This is a genomic window from Novosphingobium terrae, from assembly GCF_017163935.1.
Classification (GTDB): Bacteria; Pseudomonadota; Alphaproteobacteria; order Sphingomonadales; family Sphingomonadaceae; genus Novosphingobium; species Novosphingobium terrae.
The window spans coordinates 3833779-3851415 of record NZ_JABVZR010000001.1 but is presented as its reverse complement, the minus strand read 5'-3'; the positions used below and the strand labels follow the sequence as shown (position 1 = coordinate 3851415).

The window sequence follows — 17637 nt, the reverse complement described above, 5'->3', positions numbered from 1 at the left end:
CCTGCCCCTTACAAAGGCTGCCCATCCTTATCGCGGTAAATCTCGCGACGCCCAACATGGTTCGCTGGGCCAACGAAGCCATCATTCTCCATCCGCTCGATCCACTTGGCGGCGGTGTTGTAGCCCACGCCCATCTGGCGCTGCAGCCAGCTGGTCGAGGCCTTCTGGCTCTCGAACACGATCTGGCAGGCCTGACGGTATTTGCGCTCTTCGGGATTGTCGCTGGCGGTGGCGTCGAGGTCGTCGAAGCCGAAGGAGCCTTCTTCGGGCTCTTCCGTCACCGAATCCACATACTCGGGTGCGCCTTGCAGACGCCAGTGATCGGCGACCTTCTCCACCTCATCGTCGGCCACGAAGGGACCGTGGACGCGCAGCATAGGCCCGGATGACGGCTTGAACAGCATATCGCCCTTGCCCAGCAATTGCTCGGCGCCCTGCTCGCCAAGGATGGTACGGGAATCGATGCGACTGGTCACGGCGAAGGAGATACGCGTGGGCAGGTTGGCCTTGATCACGCCGGTGATGACGTCGACCGAGGGGCGCTGCGTGGCCATGATCAGGTGGATACCGGCGGCGCGCGATTTCTGCGCCAGACGCTGGATCAGCACCTCGATCTCCTTGCCGACGGTGACCATCAAATCGGCCAGCTCGTCGACGATCACCACGATCAGCGGCAGCACCTGATAATCGAGCTGCTTGTCCTCGAACAATTCCTCGCCGGTTTCCGGATCGAAGCCGATCGAGATGCGGCGGCCCAAAGGCTTGCCCTTGGCGGCGGCGCTTTTCACCTTCTCGTTGAAGTTGACGATGTTGCGCACGTTGATTTCGCTCATCTGGCGATAGCGGCGCTCCATCTCCTCCACGGCCCATTTCAGGGCGCGCACGGCCTTGGACGGGTCCGTCACCACCGGGCTGAGCAGGTGGGGGATGGCATCGTAGCTCTTGAGTTCCAGCACCTTGGGATCGACAAGGATCAGGCGGCACTGGGCAGGCGTCAGGCGGTAAAGCAGCGAGAGCAGAATGCAGTTCAGCCCCACCGACTTACCCGAACCGGTGGTGCCCGCCACCAGCAGGTGAGGCATGGTGGCCAGATCGGCCACGATGGGCTCACCGGCAATGTCCTTGCCGAGGATGATCGGCAGCTGGCCCTTGTTGCCCACGAAGGTCTCGCTGGCGATCATCTCCTTGAAGCTGACCATTTGGCGCACCGCATTGGGCAGCTCAATGGCCATCACGGTGCGGCCCGGAATCGGCGAGACGCGGGCGGAAATGGCGCTCATGTTGCGGGCGACGTCATCGGCCAGACCGATCACGCGGCTGGCCTTGATGCCGGGCGCGGGCTCCAGTTCATAGCTGGTGACGACCGGGCCGGTGCGCACGCCGGTGATCTCACCCTTGACGTTGAAATCGTCCAGCACGGTTTCGAGCAGGCGGGCATTGCGCTCCAGCGCCAGCTTGTCGATGGGCTGGGCGGCATCGGCGGGCGGATCGGCCAGCAGTTCGAGGCCGGGCAGCGTTACCGAATCGAATAGATCGGTCTGGCGCGACAGGCTGGAGAACTCCGCCTGCTTCACTGCACGGGCCGGATCGCTGATTTCCGGCGCACGACGCTGGGCGATGACAGGCGCAGGGCCATCGGGCGTGAAGGGCAGATCGGGCAAAGGCGCCGCCTTGGCCGGGCTGCTGGCGACAGTGGCGGGCTTGGCCTTGCGCGCGGCAGGCTCGTCCTCGTCGTCGAAGCCGTCTTCCTCAAGCCCGGCACGCGCGGCGGCGCGGCGGCGCAGCGGAATGGAGATCAGGTCAATCCAGTCGATGGCAAAAACCTGCGTGGCCAGAGCGGCCCCCGCCAGCAGCGCCACAGCGCCGCAGATAAAGGTGAACACGCCGCGCCCGGCGGCCGGGATCAGATCTGCCACCCCATGCACCACCGCTGCGCCAAGCAGACCGGCCACGCCGCCCGGCGAGGCAGGCAGGCTGGTCGCGCTGTCGGCAAAGGCCAGCGACAGGGCCGAGCAGATCAGCCCTGTGGCCACCACCAGCACGGCAATCGGGCGCACCCAGTGATGGGCGGGCACGGCATCCTCATCCTCGACATCGGCGGCATCGGCCTCGGCAATGCGCCAGAGCTGGCGGGCAAAGACCAGCAGCAGCGGCAGCAGCAGAATGCAGGCCGGGCCGAAGAGGAACAGCGCGCGCTCCGCCACCCATGCTCCGGGCCGCCCCATCCAGTTCAGCACCGGGCCAGCCGCCGCCGTGGAGGCCGAAGGGTCCGTCTGGTGATAGGACAGCAGCGAGAGCACCGTGAAGACCATCACCGCCACCAGCAGCCCCGCGCCCAGCAATTCGGCGCTGCGCTTCACGCTGCGGCGCAGGATCATGCGCCAGTTGGGGCCGCCGCGAGAACCGCCGCTGGAGGAATAGGGCCTGGTTGCCATGGCCGGATGCTTGCCCTGTCTTAAAGTGGTTTTATGCTGCGGGTCCGGAAGCAGGCGCGTAACGCGTCGCTGTTCCCCCTTTGCTCTCTTATGCGCCGCTCGGGGAGTCCTCGTCAAGGATGGTGGCCTCCGGGATGGAGGCGTTGGCCGCAAACGCCGCTTGCCCCCAAGGCCCGCGAGCGTTACGATTGTGACAATCTCACCGCATGGAATGCGGCCCACAGTTTTTCGAGTTTAAAGATCATGGCGGACCAACATCCGCCGGCAAAACGCAACAAGGTTCGCAAGCACGGGGGTAAACGCAAGCGGCACGCGCGCAAGACCAGCGGCGCATCCACCCCTTCCGGCGCGAACCGGGCCATTGCCGGTGGCCGTCCGGACGGCGTGGCCGCGCCTCAAGCGCCCCGCTCCGCCCCCGGCCCGGCCGATAACAGAGCGCCTTCGGGCGCGACACAACCCGATCCTGGCAATGCGCCGGGCAGGGAACGCAGACGTGCGGACAGCAACCGTGAAGGTGTGGGGCGCGATGGAGGAAGGCCTGCGCCTGCCCGCCAGACCCCGCCGCGCGTGGCTTCGGCCCGGCCCGGGGCGCCGCGCCAATCCTATGCCGCGATCGATCTGGGCACCAACAACTGCCGCCTGCTGATCGCGCGCCCGGCGGGCGACAGCTTTGTGGTGGTCGATGCCTTCAGCCGCGTGGTGCGGTTGGGCGAGGGGCTGGCCCAGACCGGGCGGCTCTCCGATCAGGCGATGGATCGGGCGCTCAATGCGCTGCGCGTCTGCGCCGAAAAGCTGAAGCGCCGCAACGTCCATCTGGCCCGCTCGGTTGCGACCGAAGCCTGCCGCCGCGCCAGCAACGGCCCCGCCTTTATCGAGCGCGTGCGCGCCGAAACCGGTATCCGGCTGGACATCATCTCGGCCCGCGAAGAGGCGCGCCTCGCCGTGCTGGGCTGCCATATATTGCTGGAACCCGGCCCCGGCCCGGCGCTGGTCTTCGACATTGGCGGCGGCTCGACCGAGCTGGTGCTGGTGGAAACCATCCCCGGCAGCGATGCTCCGCCGATCATTCGCGACTGGGTGAGCGTGCCCTGGGGCGTGGTCTCGCTGACGGAAACCTGCGTGGGCGAAGGACAGGACGAACAGGCCCGCATCGACCGCTACGCCGAAATGCGCGGCCGCGTGGACGACAGCTTCGCCGATTTCGCCCGCCGCATCGACCCGTTCCGCGAGGCCGCGACCGAAGGCGGCCCCGGCGGCCCGCTGCGCCTGCTGGGCACCAGCGGCACGGTCACCACGCTGGCCAGCGTCCATCTCGACTTGCCACAATATGACCGCAGCGCCGTGGATGGCGTGATCGTGCCCGCCAAAAGCATGCATGGCATCACCACGCGCCTCTCCACCATGGCCCTCGCGCGCCGCCGCGAGCTGCCCTGCATCGGGCGTGAGCGCGCCGATCTGGTGGTGGCGGGCTGCGCGATCCTTGAATCGATCCTCGAACTGTGGCCCGCTCACCGCCTCGGCGTGGCCGACCGCGGCATCCGCGAGGGCATCCTGCGCAGCCTGATCGGCACCGACGACACAACACCCGCTCCCGCAGCGGGCCCCATGGAGAAACGCCGATGAGCCGTTCAGGCCGCGACCCCAATGAGCGCCTGCGCACCGCCAAGAAGCGCACCGCCTCCTCCGCCCGCTGGCTGACCCGCCAGCTCAACGATCCCTATGTGAAAAAGGCCAAGGCCGACGGCTATCGCAGCCGCGCCGCCTACAAGCTGATGGAGCTGGATGACAAGTTCGGCCTCGTGAAGGGCTCGCGCCGGGTGGTGGACCTTGGCGTGGCGCCCGGCGGCTGGACTCAGGTGGTGCGCCAGCGCTCGCCTCAGGCAGGCGTGGTCGGCATCGATCTGCTGCCCACCGATCCCATCGAGGGCGCCGTGCTGTTCGAGATGGACTTTATGGCCGACGAGGCCCCCGGCGCGCTGATGGAGGCGCTGGGCGGGGCTCCGGATCTGGTGATCTCCGATATGGCCGCCAACACGGTGGGCCATAAGCAGACGGACCATCTGCGCACGATGGGTCTGGTGGAAACCGCTGCCGATTTTGCGATCCAGCAATTGTCGAAGGGCGGGGCCTTTGTGGCCAAGGTTCTGGCCGGCGGCACCGATCCTACGCTGCTGGCGCTGCTGAAGAAGCATTTCACCACGGTGAAGCACGCCAAGCCGCCTGCGAGCCGCAAGGATTCCTCCGAGTGGTATGTGATCGCTCAGGGGTTCAAGGGGCGGGCTGAAGAGGAAGAAGTCGGGGAAGAGTGAAAGCAGGGGGCGTTACGCCCCCTGCACCCCCGTTACGTCTTCCGACGATAGGGCAGGGGCGCCGAATTGGAGCGCCCGGCCTCTCCACCTGCGCATGGCGCCGCAGGCTTTCAACTCCCGATCAAAACACAGGCTGCGCAGGACACCCTGCCTGCGGCGCGGCAAACTATGCGCAAGGGCGAACCCGAAGCGCCGAGGCAGACATGAATGGGAGCGCGAGGGGGTAACCCCCTCGCATCTTTCCCTTCAAACCCCCTTCAAAACCCAAAAGAAAACCCCGCCAGAACCGAAGCTCTGACGGGGCTCTCTCAACCCTTGAGGGGATAAGGCTTATTCGGCCTCATCGCCCTTGATCAGGTAATCACCGGCATCGGCGTCGGTGCCGTGGGTGGTGCCTTCGACGGCGCCCAGCGGATCGACGATGCCAGCGGCCTCAGGCCCCTGCGCCAGTTCGGCGGCATGCTCTTCCGCGGCGGTTGCCGGGGCGATCAGGTGCCCCTGCAGCTTGCGGTAGGAGGCACGCAGCGCGGCATCGCGCGAGGAGGCGGTGACGCGCATGCGGTTCATGCCCGCGCCGGTACCAGCGGGGATGAGACGGCCCACGATCACGTTTTCCTTCAGACCGATCAGGCTGTCGCGCTTGCCTTCCACGGCGGCCTGCGTGAGCACGCGGGTCGTTTCCTGGAACGAAGCGGCCGAGATGAACGAACGCGTCTGCAGCGAGGCCTTGGTGATGCCCAGCAGCACCGGCTTGCCCTCGGCCGGGATCTGGCCTTCGGTCAGCTTGGCGTTGGTTTCGAGCATCTCTTCCAGATCGACCTGTTCGCCCGGCAGCAGGGTGGTGTCGCCACCGGCGGTGATCTCAACCTTCTGCAGCATCTGGCGAACGATCACCTCGATGTGCTTGTCGTTGATCTTCACGCCCTGCAAGCGATAGACTTCCTGGATTTCCGAGCAGAGGTACTCAGCCAGAGCCTCCACGCCGAGAACTTCCAGAATGTCATGCGGGTTGGGCGAACCGCTGATGAGGTTGTCGCCCTTCTTGACCCAGTCGCCTTCCTGAACGTCGATCACCTTGCTCTTGGGGATCAGGTACTCGACGGTCTCGCCTTCCTCGGGGACGATCGCGATCTTGCGCTTGGCCTTGTAGTCGCGAACGAATTCGATGCGGCCCGAGATCTTTGCGATGATCGCATTGTCCTTCGGGATGCGCGCTTCGAACAGCTCGGCCACGCGGGGCAGACCGCCGGTGATGTCGCGGGTCTTGGCGGCTTCGCGGCTGGCACGGGCCACCACGTCACCGGCCTCAACCGACTGGCCATCCTCGACCGACAGGGTGGTGCCGGGCGCCAGCATGTAGCGCGCGGCTTCACCGCTGGCGTCATCCAGCAGCGTCAGACGAGGACGCAGGTCCTCCTTCTTGCTGCGGCTGGTGGCGCGGTTCTCGGTCACCACGCGGCTGCTCATGCCGGTGGCTTCGTCGGTCTGCTCGGTCATGGTGCGACCGTCGATCAGGTCCTGATACTTCACGACGCCCGACTTTTCAGTGATCATCGGGGTGGTGAAGGGATCCCACTCGGCCAGACGGTCGCCCTGCTTGATCTCCGCACCATTCTCGAAGATCAGATGGGTGCCGTAGGGCACGCGGTGCAGCGCGCGCTCGCGGCCATCGGTGTCGATCACCACGACCTCGCCGTTACGGGCGAGCGACAGGCGGCGGTTGCGCTTGTCGGTGATGGTCGGGATGTCGCGATAGACCACGGTGCCGTCGCACAGCGCTTCGAGGTTCGACTGCTCGTTGACCTGCGCGGCGCCACCGATGTGGAACGTACGCATGGTCAGCTGCGTGCCGGGCTCACCGATCGACTGGGCGGCGATCACGCCGACAGCTTCACCGATGTTCACCGGCGTACCGCGAGCAAGGTCACGACCGTAGCAGGTGCCGCAGACGCCCTGCTGGGCTTCGCAGACCAGCGGCGAGCGGATGCGGGCCGACTGCGTGCCAGCCGCCTCGATACGGGCCACGGCGGGCTCGTCGAGCAGCGTGCCCTTGGCGACGATGACGCTGCCGTCCTTGGCGAGGATGTCCTCGGCCAGGGTACGGCCCAGGATACGCTCGGCCAGCGAGGCGATGGTCGAACCGCCCTGCACGATCGCGCGCATTTCCAGCGCCCGCTCGGTGCCGCAATCGTTCACGATCACCACGCAGTCCTGCGACACGTCGACCAGACGACGCGTGAGGTAACCCGAGTTCGCCGTCTTCAACGCGGTGTCCGCCAGGCCCTTACGAGCGCCGTGGGTCGAGTTGAAGTATTCAAGAACGGTCAGACCTTCCTTGAAGTTCGAGATGATCGGCGTCTCGATGATCTCGCCCGAAGGCTTGGCCATCAGGCCGCGCATACCGGCGAGCTGCTTCATCTGGGTTGGCGAACCACGCGCGCCCGAGTGGCTCATCATGTAGATCGAGTTGATCGGCTTCTGACGGCCGTCATCATCCAGCGGGGTGGCCTTAATTTCGTCCATCATGGCCGCGGCCACCTGGTCGCCGCAACGGCTCCAGGCGTCGATGACCTTGTTGTACTTTTCCTGCTGGGTGATCAGACCGTCCTGATACTGCTGCTCATAGTCAGCCACCAGCGCCTTGGTCTGGTCGACGAATTCATCCTTGGTGTCAGGGATGATCATGTCGTCCTTGCCGAAGGAGATGCCGGCACGGAAAGCGTGACGGAAGCCCAGCGACATGATGGCGTCGGCGAAGAGCACCGTGTCCTTCTGGCCGGTGTGACGATACACCTCGTCGATCACGTCGCCCACGTCCTTCTTGGTGAGGAGGCGGTTGACGACGTCGAAGGGCACCTTGTGGCTCTTGGGCAGGCATTCGCCGATGAGCATACGGCCCGGAGTCGTCTCGAAACGCTTCAGGTAGGTCTTGCCGTTCTCGTCGGTCTGCGGAACGCGCGCGATCACCTTGGAGTGCAGGGTGACAACGCCCGAATCCAGCGCCTGATGCACCTCGGCCATGTCGGCCAGCAGCTGGCCCTCGCCGGGCTCGCCGATGCGGTCCATCGAGAGGTAATAGATGCCCAGCACCATGTCCTGCGAGGGCACGATGATCGGCTTGCCGTTGGCGGGCGAGAGGATGTTGTTGGTCGACATCATCAGCACGCGCGCTTCAAGCTGGGCTTCCAGTGAGAGCGGGACGTGGACGGCCATCTGGTCACCGTCGAAGTCGGCGTTGAAGGCCGAGCAGACCAACGGGTGCAGCTGGATCGCCTTGCCCTCGATCAGCACGGGCTCGAAAGCCTGAATGCCCAGACGGTGCAGCGTGGGCGCACGGTTGAGCATGACGGGGTGCTCGCGGATCACCTCATCCAGGATGTCCCAGACTTCCTTGCGCTCCTTCTCGACCCACTTCTTGGCCTGCTTCAGGGTCATGGAGAGACCCTTGGCGTCCAGACGGGCGTAGATGAAGGGCTTGAACAGCTCGAGAGCCATCTTCTTGGGCAGGCCGCACTGATGCAGCTTGAGTTCCGGGCCGGTAACGATGACCGAACGGCCCGAATAGTCGACGCGCTTGCCGAGCAGGTTCTGACGGAAGCGGCCCTGCTTGCCCTTGAGCATGTCGGACAGCGACTTCAGAGGACGCTTGTTGGCACCGGTGATGACGCGGCCACGGCGACCGTTGTCGAACAGGGCGTCAACGGCTTCCTGCAGCATGCGCTTTTCGTTGCGCACGATGATGTCGGGCGCGCGCAGTTCGATCAGGCGCTTCAGGCGGTTGTTACGGTTGATCACGCGGCGATACAGATCGTTGAGATCCGAGGTTGCGAAGCGGCCACCGTCCAGCGGCACCAGCGGGCGCAGATCTGGCGGAATGACCGGCACCACGTCGAGGATCATCCACTCGGGGCGGTTGCCCGAATCGATGAAGCTCTCAACCACCTTCAGGCGCTTGATGATCTTCTTGGGCTTCAGTTCGGACTTGGTGGTGGCCAGTTCCTGAAGGAGGTCTTCCTTCTCCTGCACCATGTCCAGAGCCATCAGCATGTGCTTGACCGCCTCGGCGCCGATGCCGGCGCTGAAGCTGTCCTCGCCATACTCGTCCTGATAGTCGAGCAGCTCGTCTTCGGTCAGCAGCTGGTACTTCTCAAGCGGGGTCAGGCCCGGCTCGATGACCACATAGGACTCGAAGTACAGGATGCGCTCAAGGTTCTTGAGCTGCATGTCGAGCAGCAGGCCGATGCGCGAAGGCAGCGACTTGAGGAACCAGATGTGCGCGACCGGGGCGGCCAGTTCGATGTGGCCCATGCGCTCACGGCGCACCTTGGTCACGGTGACTTCGACGCCGCACTTTTCGCAGACGACGCCCTTGTACTTCATGCGCTTGTACTTACCGCAAAGGCACTCATAGTCCTTCACGGGGCCGAAGATGCGGGCGCAGAACAGGCCGTCACGCTCGGGCTTGAACGTGCGGTAGTTGATGGTTTCCGGCTTCTTGATCTCGCCGAAGGACCAGCTGCGGATACGCTCAGGCGAAGCGAGACCGATCTGAATCTGATCGAAGGTCTCGGGCTTGGCCATCTGGTTGGTGAATTTGGTCAGGTCGTTCATAGTTTCGTTCCCTTGCCCCATCAGGGGCGCTGGACGTCAAATTGTGCGCGGAAGGGAGGAGGGGCGGCCCGCGAAAGGCCGCCCGCCCACCTTATTCCGCCGCCTGCGCGAGATCGTCGTCATCCTCATCCGTCAGCGAGGACAGTTCGACGTTCAGACCCAGCGAGCGCATTTCCTTGACGAGCACGTTGAAGCTCTCAGGGATGCCGGCCTCGAAGGTGTCGTCGCCCTTGACGATGGCTTCATAGACCTTGGTGCGGCCCACCACGTCGTCCGACTTGACGGTGAGCATTTCCTGAAGCGTGTAGGCAGCGCCGTAAGCCTGCAGTGCCCACACCTCCATCTCACCGAAGCGCTGGCCACCGAACTGCGCCTTACCACCCAGCGGCTGCTGGGTCACAAGCGAGTACGGCCCGATCGAGCGTGCGTGGATCTTGTCGTCGACAAGGTGGTGCAGCTTGAGGACATACTTCATGCCCACCGTCACCTTGCGGTCGAAAGCCTCGCCAGTGCGGCCGTCGAACAGGGTCACCTGACCCGATTCATCCAGCCCTGCCTTGCGCAGCATGGCCGAAACGTCCGCCTCGATGGCGCCGTCGAACACCGGCGAACCCATGGGAACGCCCTTGCGGATGTTCTGGGCCAGCTCGACCAGCTCCGCATCGCTGCGGTCGTCGAGCTGCTCGCCGTAATTGTCGCCGTAGATGTCCTTCATCAGCTCGCGCAGAGCTTCAGGAGGCTGGCCCACTTCGGGGTTCGGATTGGCTTCGCGCCAGGCGTCCAGAGCATCGCCGATCTTGCGGCCAAGGCCACGCGCGGCCCAGCCCAGATGGGTTTCGAAGATCTGGCCCACGTTCATGCGCGAAGGCACACCCAGCGGGTTCAGCACGAAGTCCACCGGCGTACCGTCTTCCAGGAAGGGCATGTCTTCCTGAGGCAGGATGCGGCTGATGATGCCCTTGTTGCCGTGACGGCCGGCCATCTTGTCGCCCGGCTGCAGCTTGCGCTTCACGGCCACGAAGACCTTGACCATCTTCAGCACGCCCGGAGCCAGCTCGTCGCCGCGCTCCAGCTTTTCCTTACGGTCCTCGAACTTCTCGACGATCGACTTGATGGTGAAGTCGTACTGCGCCTTGGTCGCTTCCAGCTGCTGCTGGCGCGCATCGTCGGCCACGGCGAACTTCCACCATTCGTGGCGCTCCACCTCACCGAGCAGTTCCTCGGTGATCTCCACGCCCTTCTTCAGACCCTTGGGCGTTGCGGCAGCGGTCTGGCCGAGCAGCATGTCCTTCAGGCGGTTGTAGGTGGCGCGGTTGAGGATCGCACGCTCGTCCTCACGGTCCTTGGCGAGGCGTTCGATTTCCTCGTTCTGGATCGCGCGGGTACGGTCGTCGATCTCGATGCCGTGGCGGTTGAAAACGCGCACGTCGACGATGGTGCCGGCCACGCCCGGGGGCAGACGCAGCGAGGTGTCGCGCACGTCGCTGGCCTTTTCACCGAAGATGGCGCGCAGCAGCTTCTCTTCCGGGGTCATCGGCGATTCACCCTTGGGGGTGATCTTGCCGACCAGAATGTCGCCAGGGTGCACTTCGGCGCCGATGTAGACGATGCCCGCCTCGTCCAGATTGCGCAGCGATTCCTCGCCGACATTCGGGATGTCGCGGGTGATGTCTTCTGGCCCCAGCTTGGTGTCGCGGGCCATCACCTCGAACTCCTCGATGTGGATCGAGGTGAAGACGTCTTCCTTCACGATCCGCTCGGAGATCAGGATGGAGTCTTCGTAGTTGTAGCCGTTCCAGGGCATGAAGGCGACGAGGACGTTGCGGCCCAGCGCCAGCTCACCCAGCTCGGTGGACGGACCGTCGGCAATGATATCGCCCTTTTCGACGATATCGCCCACCTTCACCAGCGGACGCTGGTTGATGCAGGTCGACTGGTTCGAACGCTCGAACTTCTGCAGCGTGTAGATGTCCACGCCCGACTTGCCCGGCTCGATGTCGCCCGAGACGCGCACCACGATACGTGCGGCATCGACCTGGTCGATCACGCCCGCGCGGGTGGCGGCGATGGCGGCACCCGAGTCACGCGCCACGGTCTCTTCCATGCCGGTGCCGATGAAAGGCGCATCGGCCTTCACCAGCGGCACAGCCTGACGCTGCATGTTCGAGCCCATGAGCGCGCGGTTGGCGTCGTCATTTTCCAGGAAGGGAATGAGCGAGGCGGCAACCGAGACCAGCTGCTTGGGCGAAACGTCCATCAGCGTGATCGTCTCACGCGGAGCCATCACGAATTCGCCGTTCTGACGGGCCGAGACCAGCTCTTCCACGAAGGAGCCGTCAGCGGTGGTTTCGGCCGAAGCCTGCGCCACCGTGTGCTTCTGCTCTTCCATGGCCGAGAGATAGACCACGTCCTTGGTGACCTTGCCGTCGATCACGCGGCGATACGGCGTCTCGATGAAGCCATACTTGTTGACGCGCGCGAAGGTGGACAGCGAGTTGATCAGACCGATGTTCGGGCCTTCCGGCGTTTCAATCGGGCAGATACGGCCATAATGGGTCGGGTGAACGTCGCGGACTTCGAAGCCGGCGCGCTCGCGGGTCAGACCGCCCGGCCCGAGGGCCGAAACGCGACGCTTGTGAGTCACTTCGGACAGCGGGTTGGTCTGGTCCATGAACTGCGAGAGCTGCGAGGAGCCGAAGAACTCACGCACGGCGGCCACGGCGGGCTTGGCGTTGATGAGGTCGTTGGGCATCACGGTCGAGACATCGACCGACGACATACGCTCCTTGACGGCGCGCTCCATGCGCAGCAGGCCGACGCGGTACTGGTTCTCCAGCAGCTCGCCCACCGAACGCACGCGACGGTTGCCGAGGTTGTCGATGTCGTCGACTTCGCCCTTGCCGTCCTTCAGGTTCACCAGCTCCTTGACGACAGCCATGATGTCGTTGGTTTCCAGCGTGGTGACCGTGTCTTCCACGTTCAGGCCCAGACGCATGTTCAGCTTCACACGACCCACGGCCGAGAGGTCGTAGCGGTCGGCATCGAAGAACAGGCCCGCGAACAGGGCTTCGGCGGTTTCGCGCGTCGGCGGTTCGCCGGGGCGCATGACGCGATAGATGTCGGCCAGGGCGTGATCGCGGTCCTCGGCCTTGTCGGCCTTGAGGGTGTTGCGGATCCAGGGACCGGTGGCGACATGGTCGATGTCGAGCAGTTCGACATAGTCGATCCCGGCAGCGTCGAGCGCGGCCAGATTCTCCGGCGAAACCTCGTCACCCGCTTCGATGTAGATGCGGCCGGTGGATTCGTCGATCACGTCATTGGCGCTGTAGCGGCCGAAGATTTCCTCGGTCGGGATCAGCAGGTCTGTCAGGCCGTCCTTCTCCGCCTTGTTGGCGGCGCGCGGGCTGATCTTGGTGCCGGCCGCGAAGATCACTTCGCCGCTCTTGGCATCGACCAGATCGAAGGTCGGCTTGGTGCCGCGCCAGGCTTCGGCGGTGTAGGGGATCTTCCAGCCGCCGCCAGCGCGGTTCCAGGTGATGCGCTGGTAGAAATAGTGCAGGATCTCTTCGTCGTTCAGACCCAGAGCATGCAGCAGCGCGGTGACCGGCAGCTTGCGCTTGCGGTCGATACGCACGTTGACGATGTCCTTGGCGTCGAACTCGAAGTCCAGCCACGAGCCGCGATACGGAATCACGCGGGCGGCGAAGAGGAACTTGCCGCTGGAATGCGTCTTGCCGCGATCGTGGTCGAACAGCACGCCGGGCGAACGGTGCATCTGGCTGACGATCACGCGCTCGGTGCCGTTGATCACGAAGGTGCCGTTGTTGGTCATGAGCGGCATGTCGCCCATGTAAACGTCCTGCTCCTTGATATCGAGCACCGACCGGGCTTCGGTCTCGGCGTCGACTTCAAAGACGATCAGGCGCAGCGTCACCTTCATGGGCGCGGCATAGGTGATCGAGCGCTGACGGCATTCGGTGATGTCGTACTTGGGCTCTTCCAGCTCATAGTGGACGAAGTCCAGCTCGCTGGTGCCGGCGAAATCGCGGATCGGGAACACGCTGCGCAGCGTCTTTTCCAGACCGGACACATAGCCGATCGAGGGATCGGAGCGCAGGAACTGTTCATAGCTCTCGCGCTGGACCTCGATCAGGTTCGGCATCTGCACCACTTCGTGGATGTCGCCGAAGATCTTGCGGATGCGCCGCTTGGAGGACGCACGCGAGGGTTGCTGGGGCTTCGTTGCCATTGCTGGTCTTGCCTCTTTCGCTCTGACGCGGGCCACGCGGGCGGCACACGTCTTTCAAAAACTGTTTGCTGCGCGGAACTTTTTCAGGGTCGCCATCACGCAAAAAAGGCCACGGGTGGCTGGATTCTTTCCCGATGGAGAGACCCGGCCCGCAGCCTGTTGCGTCAGATGGCACGACCCTTGAGCTTCCTTCCGTGACCGATCCCCGCGCTGGACCGATCTTGCTCGAAGCTGCAAGAACCGGCGGCATGTAGGATGGAGTCGCCACCCTGTCAAGGAAAAGGCGGGTTCGCACGGTGTAGCGGTCAGGTCACGCTGTGTCATGGTGCTGTGGCCTGTCTGCAGCAAAAGGCTTTACTTCCATGAACCGCTTATGAATTGGCAATTCATCGCTTTTAAAGTTCAAGTATAGATTGGCGGTGGATATGATGAATATGGTGAAATATTTGTCATCTCGTCGTTGAATCGGCGCGATTGGTCGCATGTGGGGGCCACAAAGTGCCAATCTGTCACTTTCATCAGCATGACACACGCACTTGACCGCTCGCTCAGCTCGCTCACCGCCCTTGCCGCGGCCAGCCTGCTCCTTTCCACCGCTCCGGCCATGGCTCAGGGCCAGGCCGCGCAAGCCCAGCCTCCAGACGCCACGGCTTCGGCCCCGGCTGTGACGGCCCCTGCGCCTCAGGCCGCGACCAACCCGCCCGAGGTGCCCGCGCCGCCCCCGGCCCCTGCCGCTCCGCCGGTCCCGGCTCCTCCGCCGACCACTGATACGGCTCCGGCCCCTGCCGCCGCGCCTCAGGCGCCGACCTCTCAGGCACCGACCATGACCTCGAACCCCGTGGTTCAGGCCGTGCCGGACAGCAGCACGCCTGCTCAGGCCCAGAGCGCCGCTGCCGCCGCTGATAGCGCCGCCACGCCCGCCCGGCAGGTTGCAAAGCAGCCTGCGCCGCGTGCAGCCCGTCCGGCTGAACCTGTTCAGCGCGCCCAGACCGAAACAAGCACCACGCAGAGCGTGAGCAAGGAGCCCGCCAAGCCTGCCGACGCCGGGAAGACAGATTCTGGCCTGACGCGTCGCGACCCGGCGGGGCTCTACACCGATGACAACACGGCTGCGGCTCCTGCCGCTGCCCCGGCCCCCGCAGCCAATAACCCGGATATGGAGCGCTATTGGCCGGTCGGTGTGGCGGGCGGCGTCCTGCTGATCGGTCTGGCGGGTTACGCCCTGACGCGCCGCCGCCGCGAGGATGAGGTGGAGGAGGTCCAGACCGTGGTGACCCCCAAGGGCCGCACCTATGTCGATCCCAGCTATTCCGAACCGGCTGTTGTCACGACGGTGGCCGAGCCTGCCAGGGCCGTGCCGGTGCCGGTCGATGCGGTGGCCGAGGCTGATGCCCGGGCTCTGGATGCCCAGCCTTTGGTCGTCAACGACCCCGCTGCCGAAGCCTTCGCCAAGCCGATCAGCCGCCGCAAGCGCGCTGACTCGCCTGAGGCGGTGATGCTCCGCGAGGGGCCGCTGCCCACCGGTGAGGAACGCGCCGAGCTGCTCCAGCGCATGATGGAAGCCGAGCCCGATGAGGCCAACCCCTTCCACACGCCTCGCGCCCGCATGCGCCGTGCCCGTCTGATCCTGCAGACCCGCGAGCAGGAGCTGCGCGACAAGGCCACCGAGCGCTTCGACTGGCGCACCTACAAGCCCAGCATGAAGCCCGGCCTGAGCACGGCTCAGCCTATGGCGGAAACTGCGGGTAAGGGTGGGGCCCAGAAGGCCGAACCCGTCAAGTAATCGGAAAGCTCCCCGCCGGCCCTATGTGAGTCAAGGGAGGTCACCGCGAAGCGCCGGATGGTTCAACCGTCCGGCGCTTTGTCGTGGGGTGTCAGAAGATGGTGGTCAGAAGATGCCGGGGATCAAGCGCCAGCGCACCTTCTCGCAATAGGCGCGATAGGCGTCATCCTGCGAAAGCAGTTTTTCCTCGGCCTGCAGGCGCAGGATCTGGGCGCTCCAGCCGACGGCATAGATCGCCACATTCAGCCATGAGAAGAACAGCATCAGATTGCCGATATGCACCAGCAGATAGCCCGCATACATCGGATGGCGCACCAGCGCATAAGGGCCGGACACCTTCACCCCGCGATTGGCGGGCGCAATGCCGAAGCTGCGGCGCAGGGCCAGCTTGGCAGCGGCCTGGCCGACATTGCCCAGCAGCACCAGCATCACCCCCAGGCCGACGATCTGCGGAAACAGCGTATGGCCCGGCAGCACCATCAGCGGCGCCGCTGTAGCGGTGATGGCCAGCAGCCAGTCGCCCGGCTTGCGGGTGATGGCTTCGGTCGGGCGGCGAATCAGTGCGAAGATCAGCACCGCCGTTTCCGACAGCAGCAGCAGCGGCGCGTAAGGGTTGGCCGAGCGAATCACCCGTTCCAGCAGGGCGACCCACAGCAGAAGGATCACCACCTGCTCGGCACGATCCAGCACCTTGCCCAGCCTGGGGCCTTGCAAAGGATTGATATTCTTCAATGGCGGCGGCTCCGCCCTGACATGTGCGGCCATTCCCCGGATATTCCTGTTTTTGGCGAGGCCCCCCGACCTCTGCGAACCGAGGTTGGCTATAGATATGCAACCGTTAACAAGGTGATGAGGCGCCCCCCGTGTTGCCACGCTTTGCGACGAGCCGAGTTCTGATCCCGCGCGCGCTGCAGCAGCTTGACTCAGCCCCGGGCGGCGCGTAATGGCGCCCCACGATTCCGGGGCAACCCGGTTTCATCCGTCCGAGACAGTTGGCGCAGGTTCCCTGCTTAATCGTCCAGCCTAGACGGGGAAAAGAGATTTTCAGGCCTGCCAGCAATGTTGGCATGTGCCCTGCGTGCTTCTTTTTGGAACGCGCACTCCTTCCCCATGTCGACATACGGAACAACCGCCCTTGGGCCGGTGCGCGCCTGCGTATCGCTCAAGGACAACGTAGCCGGTCGCAAGGGGCATGCCTCATGCGGCCACATGTGAAGGAGTATGGCATGGATCGTTCGCAGAAAGCCGATTCGGTTGCCGCTCTCAACGCGGTCTTCAACGAGGTCGGCGTGGTGGTTGTCACCCGCAACCTCGGCCTCACCGTGGCCCAGTCCACGGTGCTGCGCGGGAAGATGCGCGATGCGGGCGCGACCTACAAGGTTGCGAAGAACCGTCTTGCCAAGATCGCCGCTCTGGAAACGCCGTGCGCTGGCATTGGTGATTTCCTGACGGGTCCGACCGCGCTGTCGTGGTCGATTGATCCGGTCGCCGCCGCCAAGGTGGTGGTCGATTTCGCCAAGACGACCGACAAGATCGAGATCGTCGGCGGCGTGATCGGCGGCGTGGTGCTGGACGTCAACGGGGTCAAGGCGCTTGCCACGATGCCCTCGCTCGACGAACTGCGCGCCAAGCTCATCGGCCTCGTTCAGGCGCCCGCGACCAAGCTGGCTCAGCTCTCGACCGCTCCGGCGGCCAAGCTGGCCCGCGTGTTCGCCGCCTATGCGGACAAGGCTGCCTGAGTTCAGGCCGAGTAAGACGTTTCAAGCGTTTCGTGCCCCGCAGCAATTCCGCGCGGGGCGCACCCAACATTGAATGGAGTAATCATCATGGCTGATATCGCCAAGCTCGTTGAAGAACTGTCGGCTCTGACCGTCATGGAAGCCGCTGACCTCGCCAAGGCCCTCGAAGAGGCTTGGGGCGTTTCGGCTGCTGCCGCTGTTGCCGTTGCCGCTCCCGCCGCTGGTGGCGAAGCTGCTGCCGCCGCTGAAGAGAAGACCGAGTTCGACGTGATCCTCACCGGCGACGGTGGCAAGAAGATCCAGGTCATCAAGGAAGTGCGCGCCATCACCAACCTGGGTCTGACCGAAGCCAAGGCTCTGGTCGAGGGCGCCCCCAAGGCCGTCAAGGAAGGCGTGTCGAAGGCTGAAGCCGAAGACATCAAGAAGAAGATCGAGGAAGCCGGCGGCACCGTCGAGATCAAGTAAGATCTCTACAGCTGTCGGTCGGTTCGCCGATCAACGCGAGAAGGGT

9 protein-coding genes are annotated in these 17637 nt (G+C 64.6%); 5 read left to right on the top strand and 4 right to left on the bottom strand.

What is annotated here, in order from left to right:
• Nucleotides 1–8: 8 nt before the first annotated feature.
• Nucleotides 9–2435, bottom strand: a complete 2427-nt coding sequence (locus tag HGK27_RS17180) for an FtsK/SpoIIIE family DNA translocase (RefSeq protein ID WP_206242126.1) — start codon at nucleotides 2433–2435, stop codon at nucleotides 9–11.
• Nucleotides 2436–2678: 243 nt separating this feature from the next.
• Here HGK27_RS17180 and HGK27_RS17175 point away from each other — a divergent pair, with 243 nt between their 5' ends.
• Together HGK27_RS17175 and HGK27_RS17170 are read left to right on the top strand one after the other, a co-directional pair.
• A complete protein-coding gene (locus HGK27_RS17175; protein ID WP_206242124.1) occupies nucleotides 2679–4058 on the top strand; it encodes a Ppx/GppA phosphatase family protein in 1380 nt (459 codons plus the stop codon).
• Complete coding sequence (locus tag HGK27_RS17170) at nucleotides 4055–4744, top strand: RlmE family RNA methyltransferase (RefSeq protein WP_206242122.1); 690 nt, start codon at nucleotides 4055–4057, stop codon at nucleotides 4742–4744. The genes HGK27_RS17175 and HGK27_RS17170 overlap by 4 nt, the downstream gene beginning before the upstream one ends.
• Before the next feature lie 330 nt (nucleotides 4745–5074).
• On the opposite strand, the gene rpoC is transcribed toward HGK27_RS17170, so the two are convergent.
• A complete protein-coding gene (gene rpoC, locus HGK27_RS17165; protein WP_206242121.1) occupies nucleotides 5075–9355 on the bottom strand; it encodes a DNA-directed RNA polymerase subunit beta' in 4281 nt (1426 codons plus the stop codon).
• Between the two features lie 91 nt (nucleotides 9356–9446).
• Nucleotides 9447–13604 (bottom strand): DNA-directed RNA polymerase subunit beta, encoded by a 4158-nt coding sequence (gene rpoB, locus HGK27_RS17160; RefSeq protein WP_206242119.1) that lies wholly within the window; start codon nucleotides 13602–13604, stop codon nucleotides 9447–9449.
• Nucleotides 13605–14127: 523 nt separating this feature from the next.
• Between rpoB and HGK27_RS17155 the strand changes: the two genes are divergently transcribed.
• On the top strand, nucleotides 14128–15387 hold the full coding sequence (locus HGK27_RS17155) for a hypothetical protein (RefSeq protein WP_206242116.1): 1260 nt from the start codon (nucleotides 14128–14130) through the stop codon (nucleotides 15385–15387).
• Nucleotides 15388–15492: 105 nt separating this feature from the next.
• On the opposite strand, the gene HGK27_RS17150 is transcribed toward HGK27_RS17155, so the two are convergent.
• Nucleotides 15493–16119: a methyltransferase family protein gene (locus HGK27_RS17150; RefSeq protein WP_206242115.1), complete on the bottom strand. Its 627-nt coding sequence runs from the start codon at nucleotides 16117–16119 to the stop codon at nucleotides 15493–15495.
• Nucleotides 16120–16613: 494 nt separating this feature from the next.
• Between HGK27_RS17150 and rplJ the strand changes: the two genes are divergently transcribed.
• Both rplJ and rplL read left to right on the top strand, forming a co-directional pair.
• Nucleotides 16614–17126 carry a 50S ribosomal protein L10 gene (gene rplJ, locus HGK27_RS17145; protein WP_206242113.1) on the top strand — a complete coding sequence of 171 codons (513 nt, stop codon included), beginning with the start codon at nucleotides 16614–16616 and terminating at the stop codon, nucleotides 17124–17126.
• A gap of 87 nt (nucleotides 17127–17213) precedes the next feature.
• Nucleotides 17214–17591: a 50S ribosomal protein L7/L12 gene (rplL, locus tag HGK27_RS17140; protein ID WP_206242111.1), complete on the top strand. Its 378-nt coding sequence runs from the start codon at nucleotides 17214–17216 to the stop codon at nucleotides 17589–17591.
• Nucleotides 17592–17637 lie beyond the last annotated feature (46 nt).

Bases quoted from the DNA above. Each gene is read 5' to 3' on its own strand.
- HGK27_RS17180 (WP_206242126.1), bottom strand. From the start codon at position 2,435: ATGGCAACCAGGCCCTATTCCTCCAGCGGCGGTTCTCGCGGCGGCCCC.
- HGK27_RS17175 (WP_206242124.1), top strand. From the start codon at position 2,679: ATGGCGGACCAACATCCGCCGGCAAAACGCAACAAGGTTCGCAAGCAC.
- HGK27_RS17170 (WP_206242122.1), top strand. From the start codon at position 4,055: ATGAGCCGTTCAGGCCGCGACCCCAATGAGCGCCTGCGCACCGCCAAG.
- rpoC (WP_206242121.1), bottom strand. From the start codon at position 9,355: ATGAACGACCTGACCAAATTCACCAACCAGATGGCCAAGCCCGAGACC.
- rpoB (WP_206242119.1), bottom strand. From the start codon at position 13,604: ATGGCAACGAAGCCCCAGCAACCCTCGCGTGCGTCCTCCAAGCGGCGC.
- HGK27_RS17155 (WP_206242116.1), top strand. From the start codon at position 14,128: ATGACACACGCACTTGACCGCTCGCTCAGCTCGCTCACCGCCCTTGCC.
- rplJ (WP_206242113.1), top strand. From the start codon at position 16,614: ATGGATCGTTCGCAGAAAGCCGATTCGGTTGCCGCTCTCAACGCGGTC.
- rplL (WP_206242111.1), top strand. From the start codon at position 17,214: ATGGCTGATATCGCCAAGCTCGTTGAAGAACTGTCGGCTCTGACCGTC.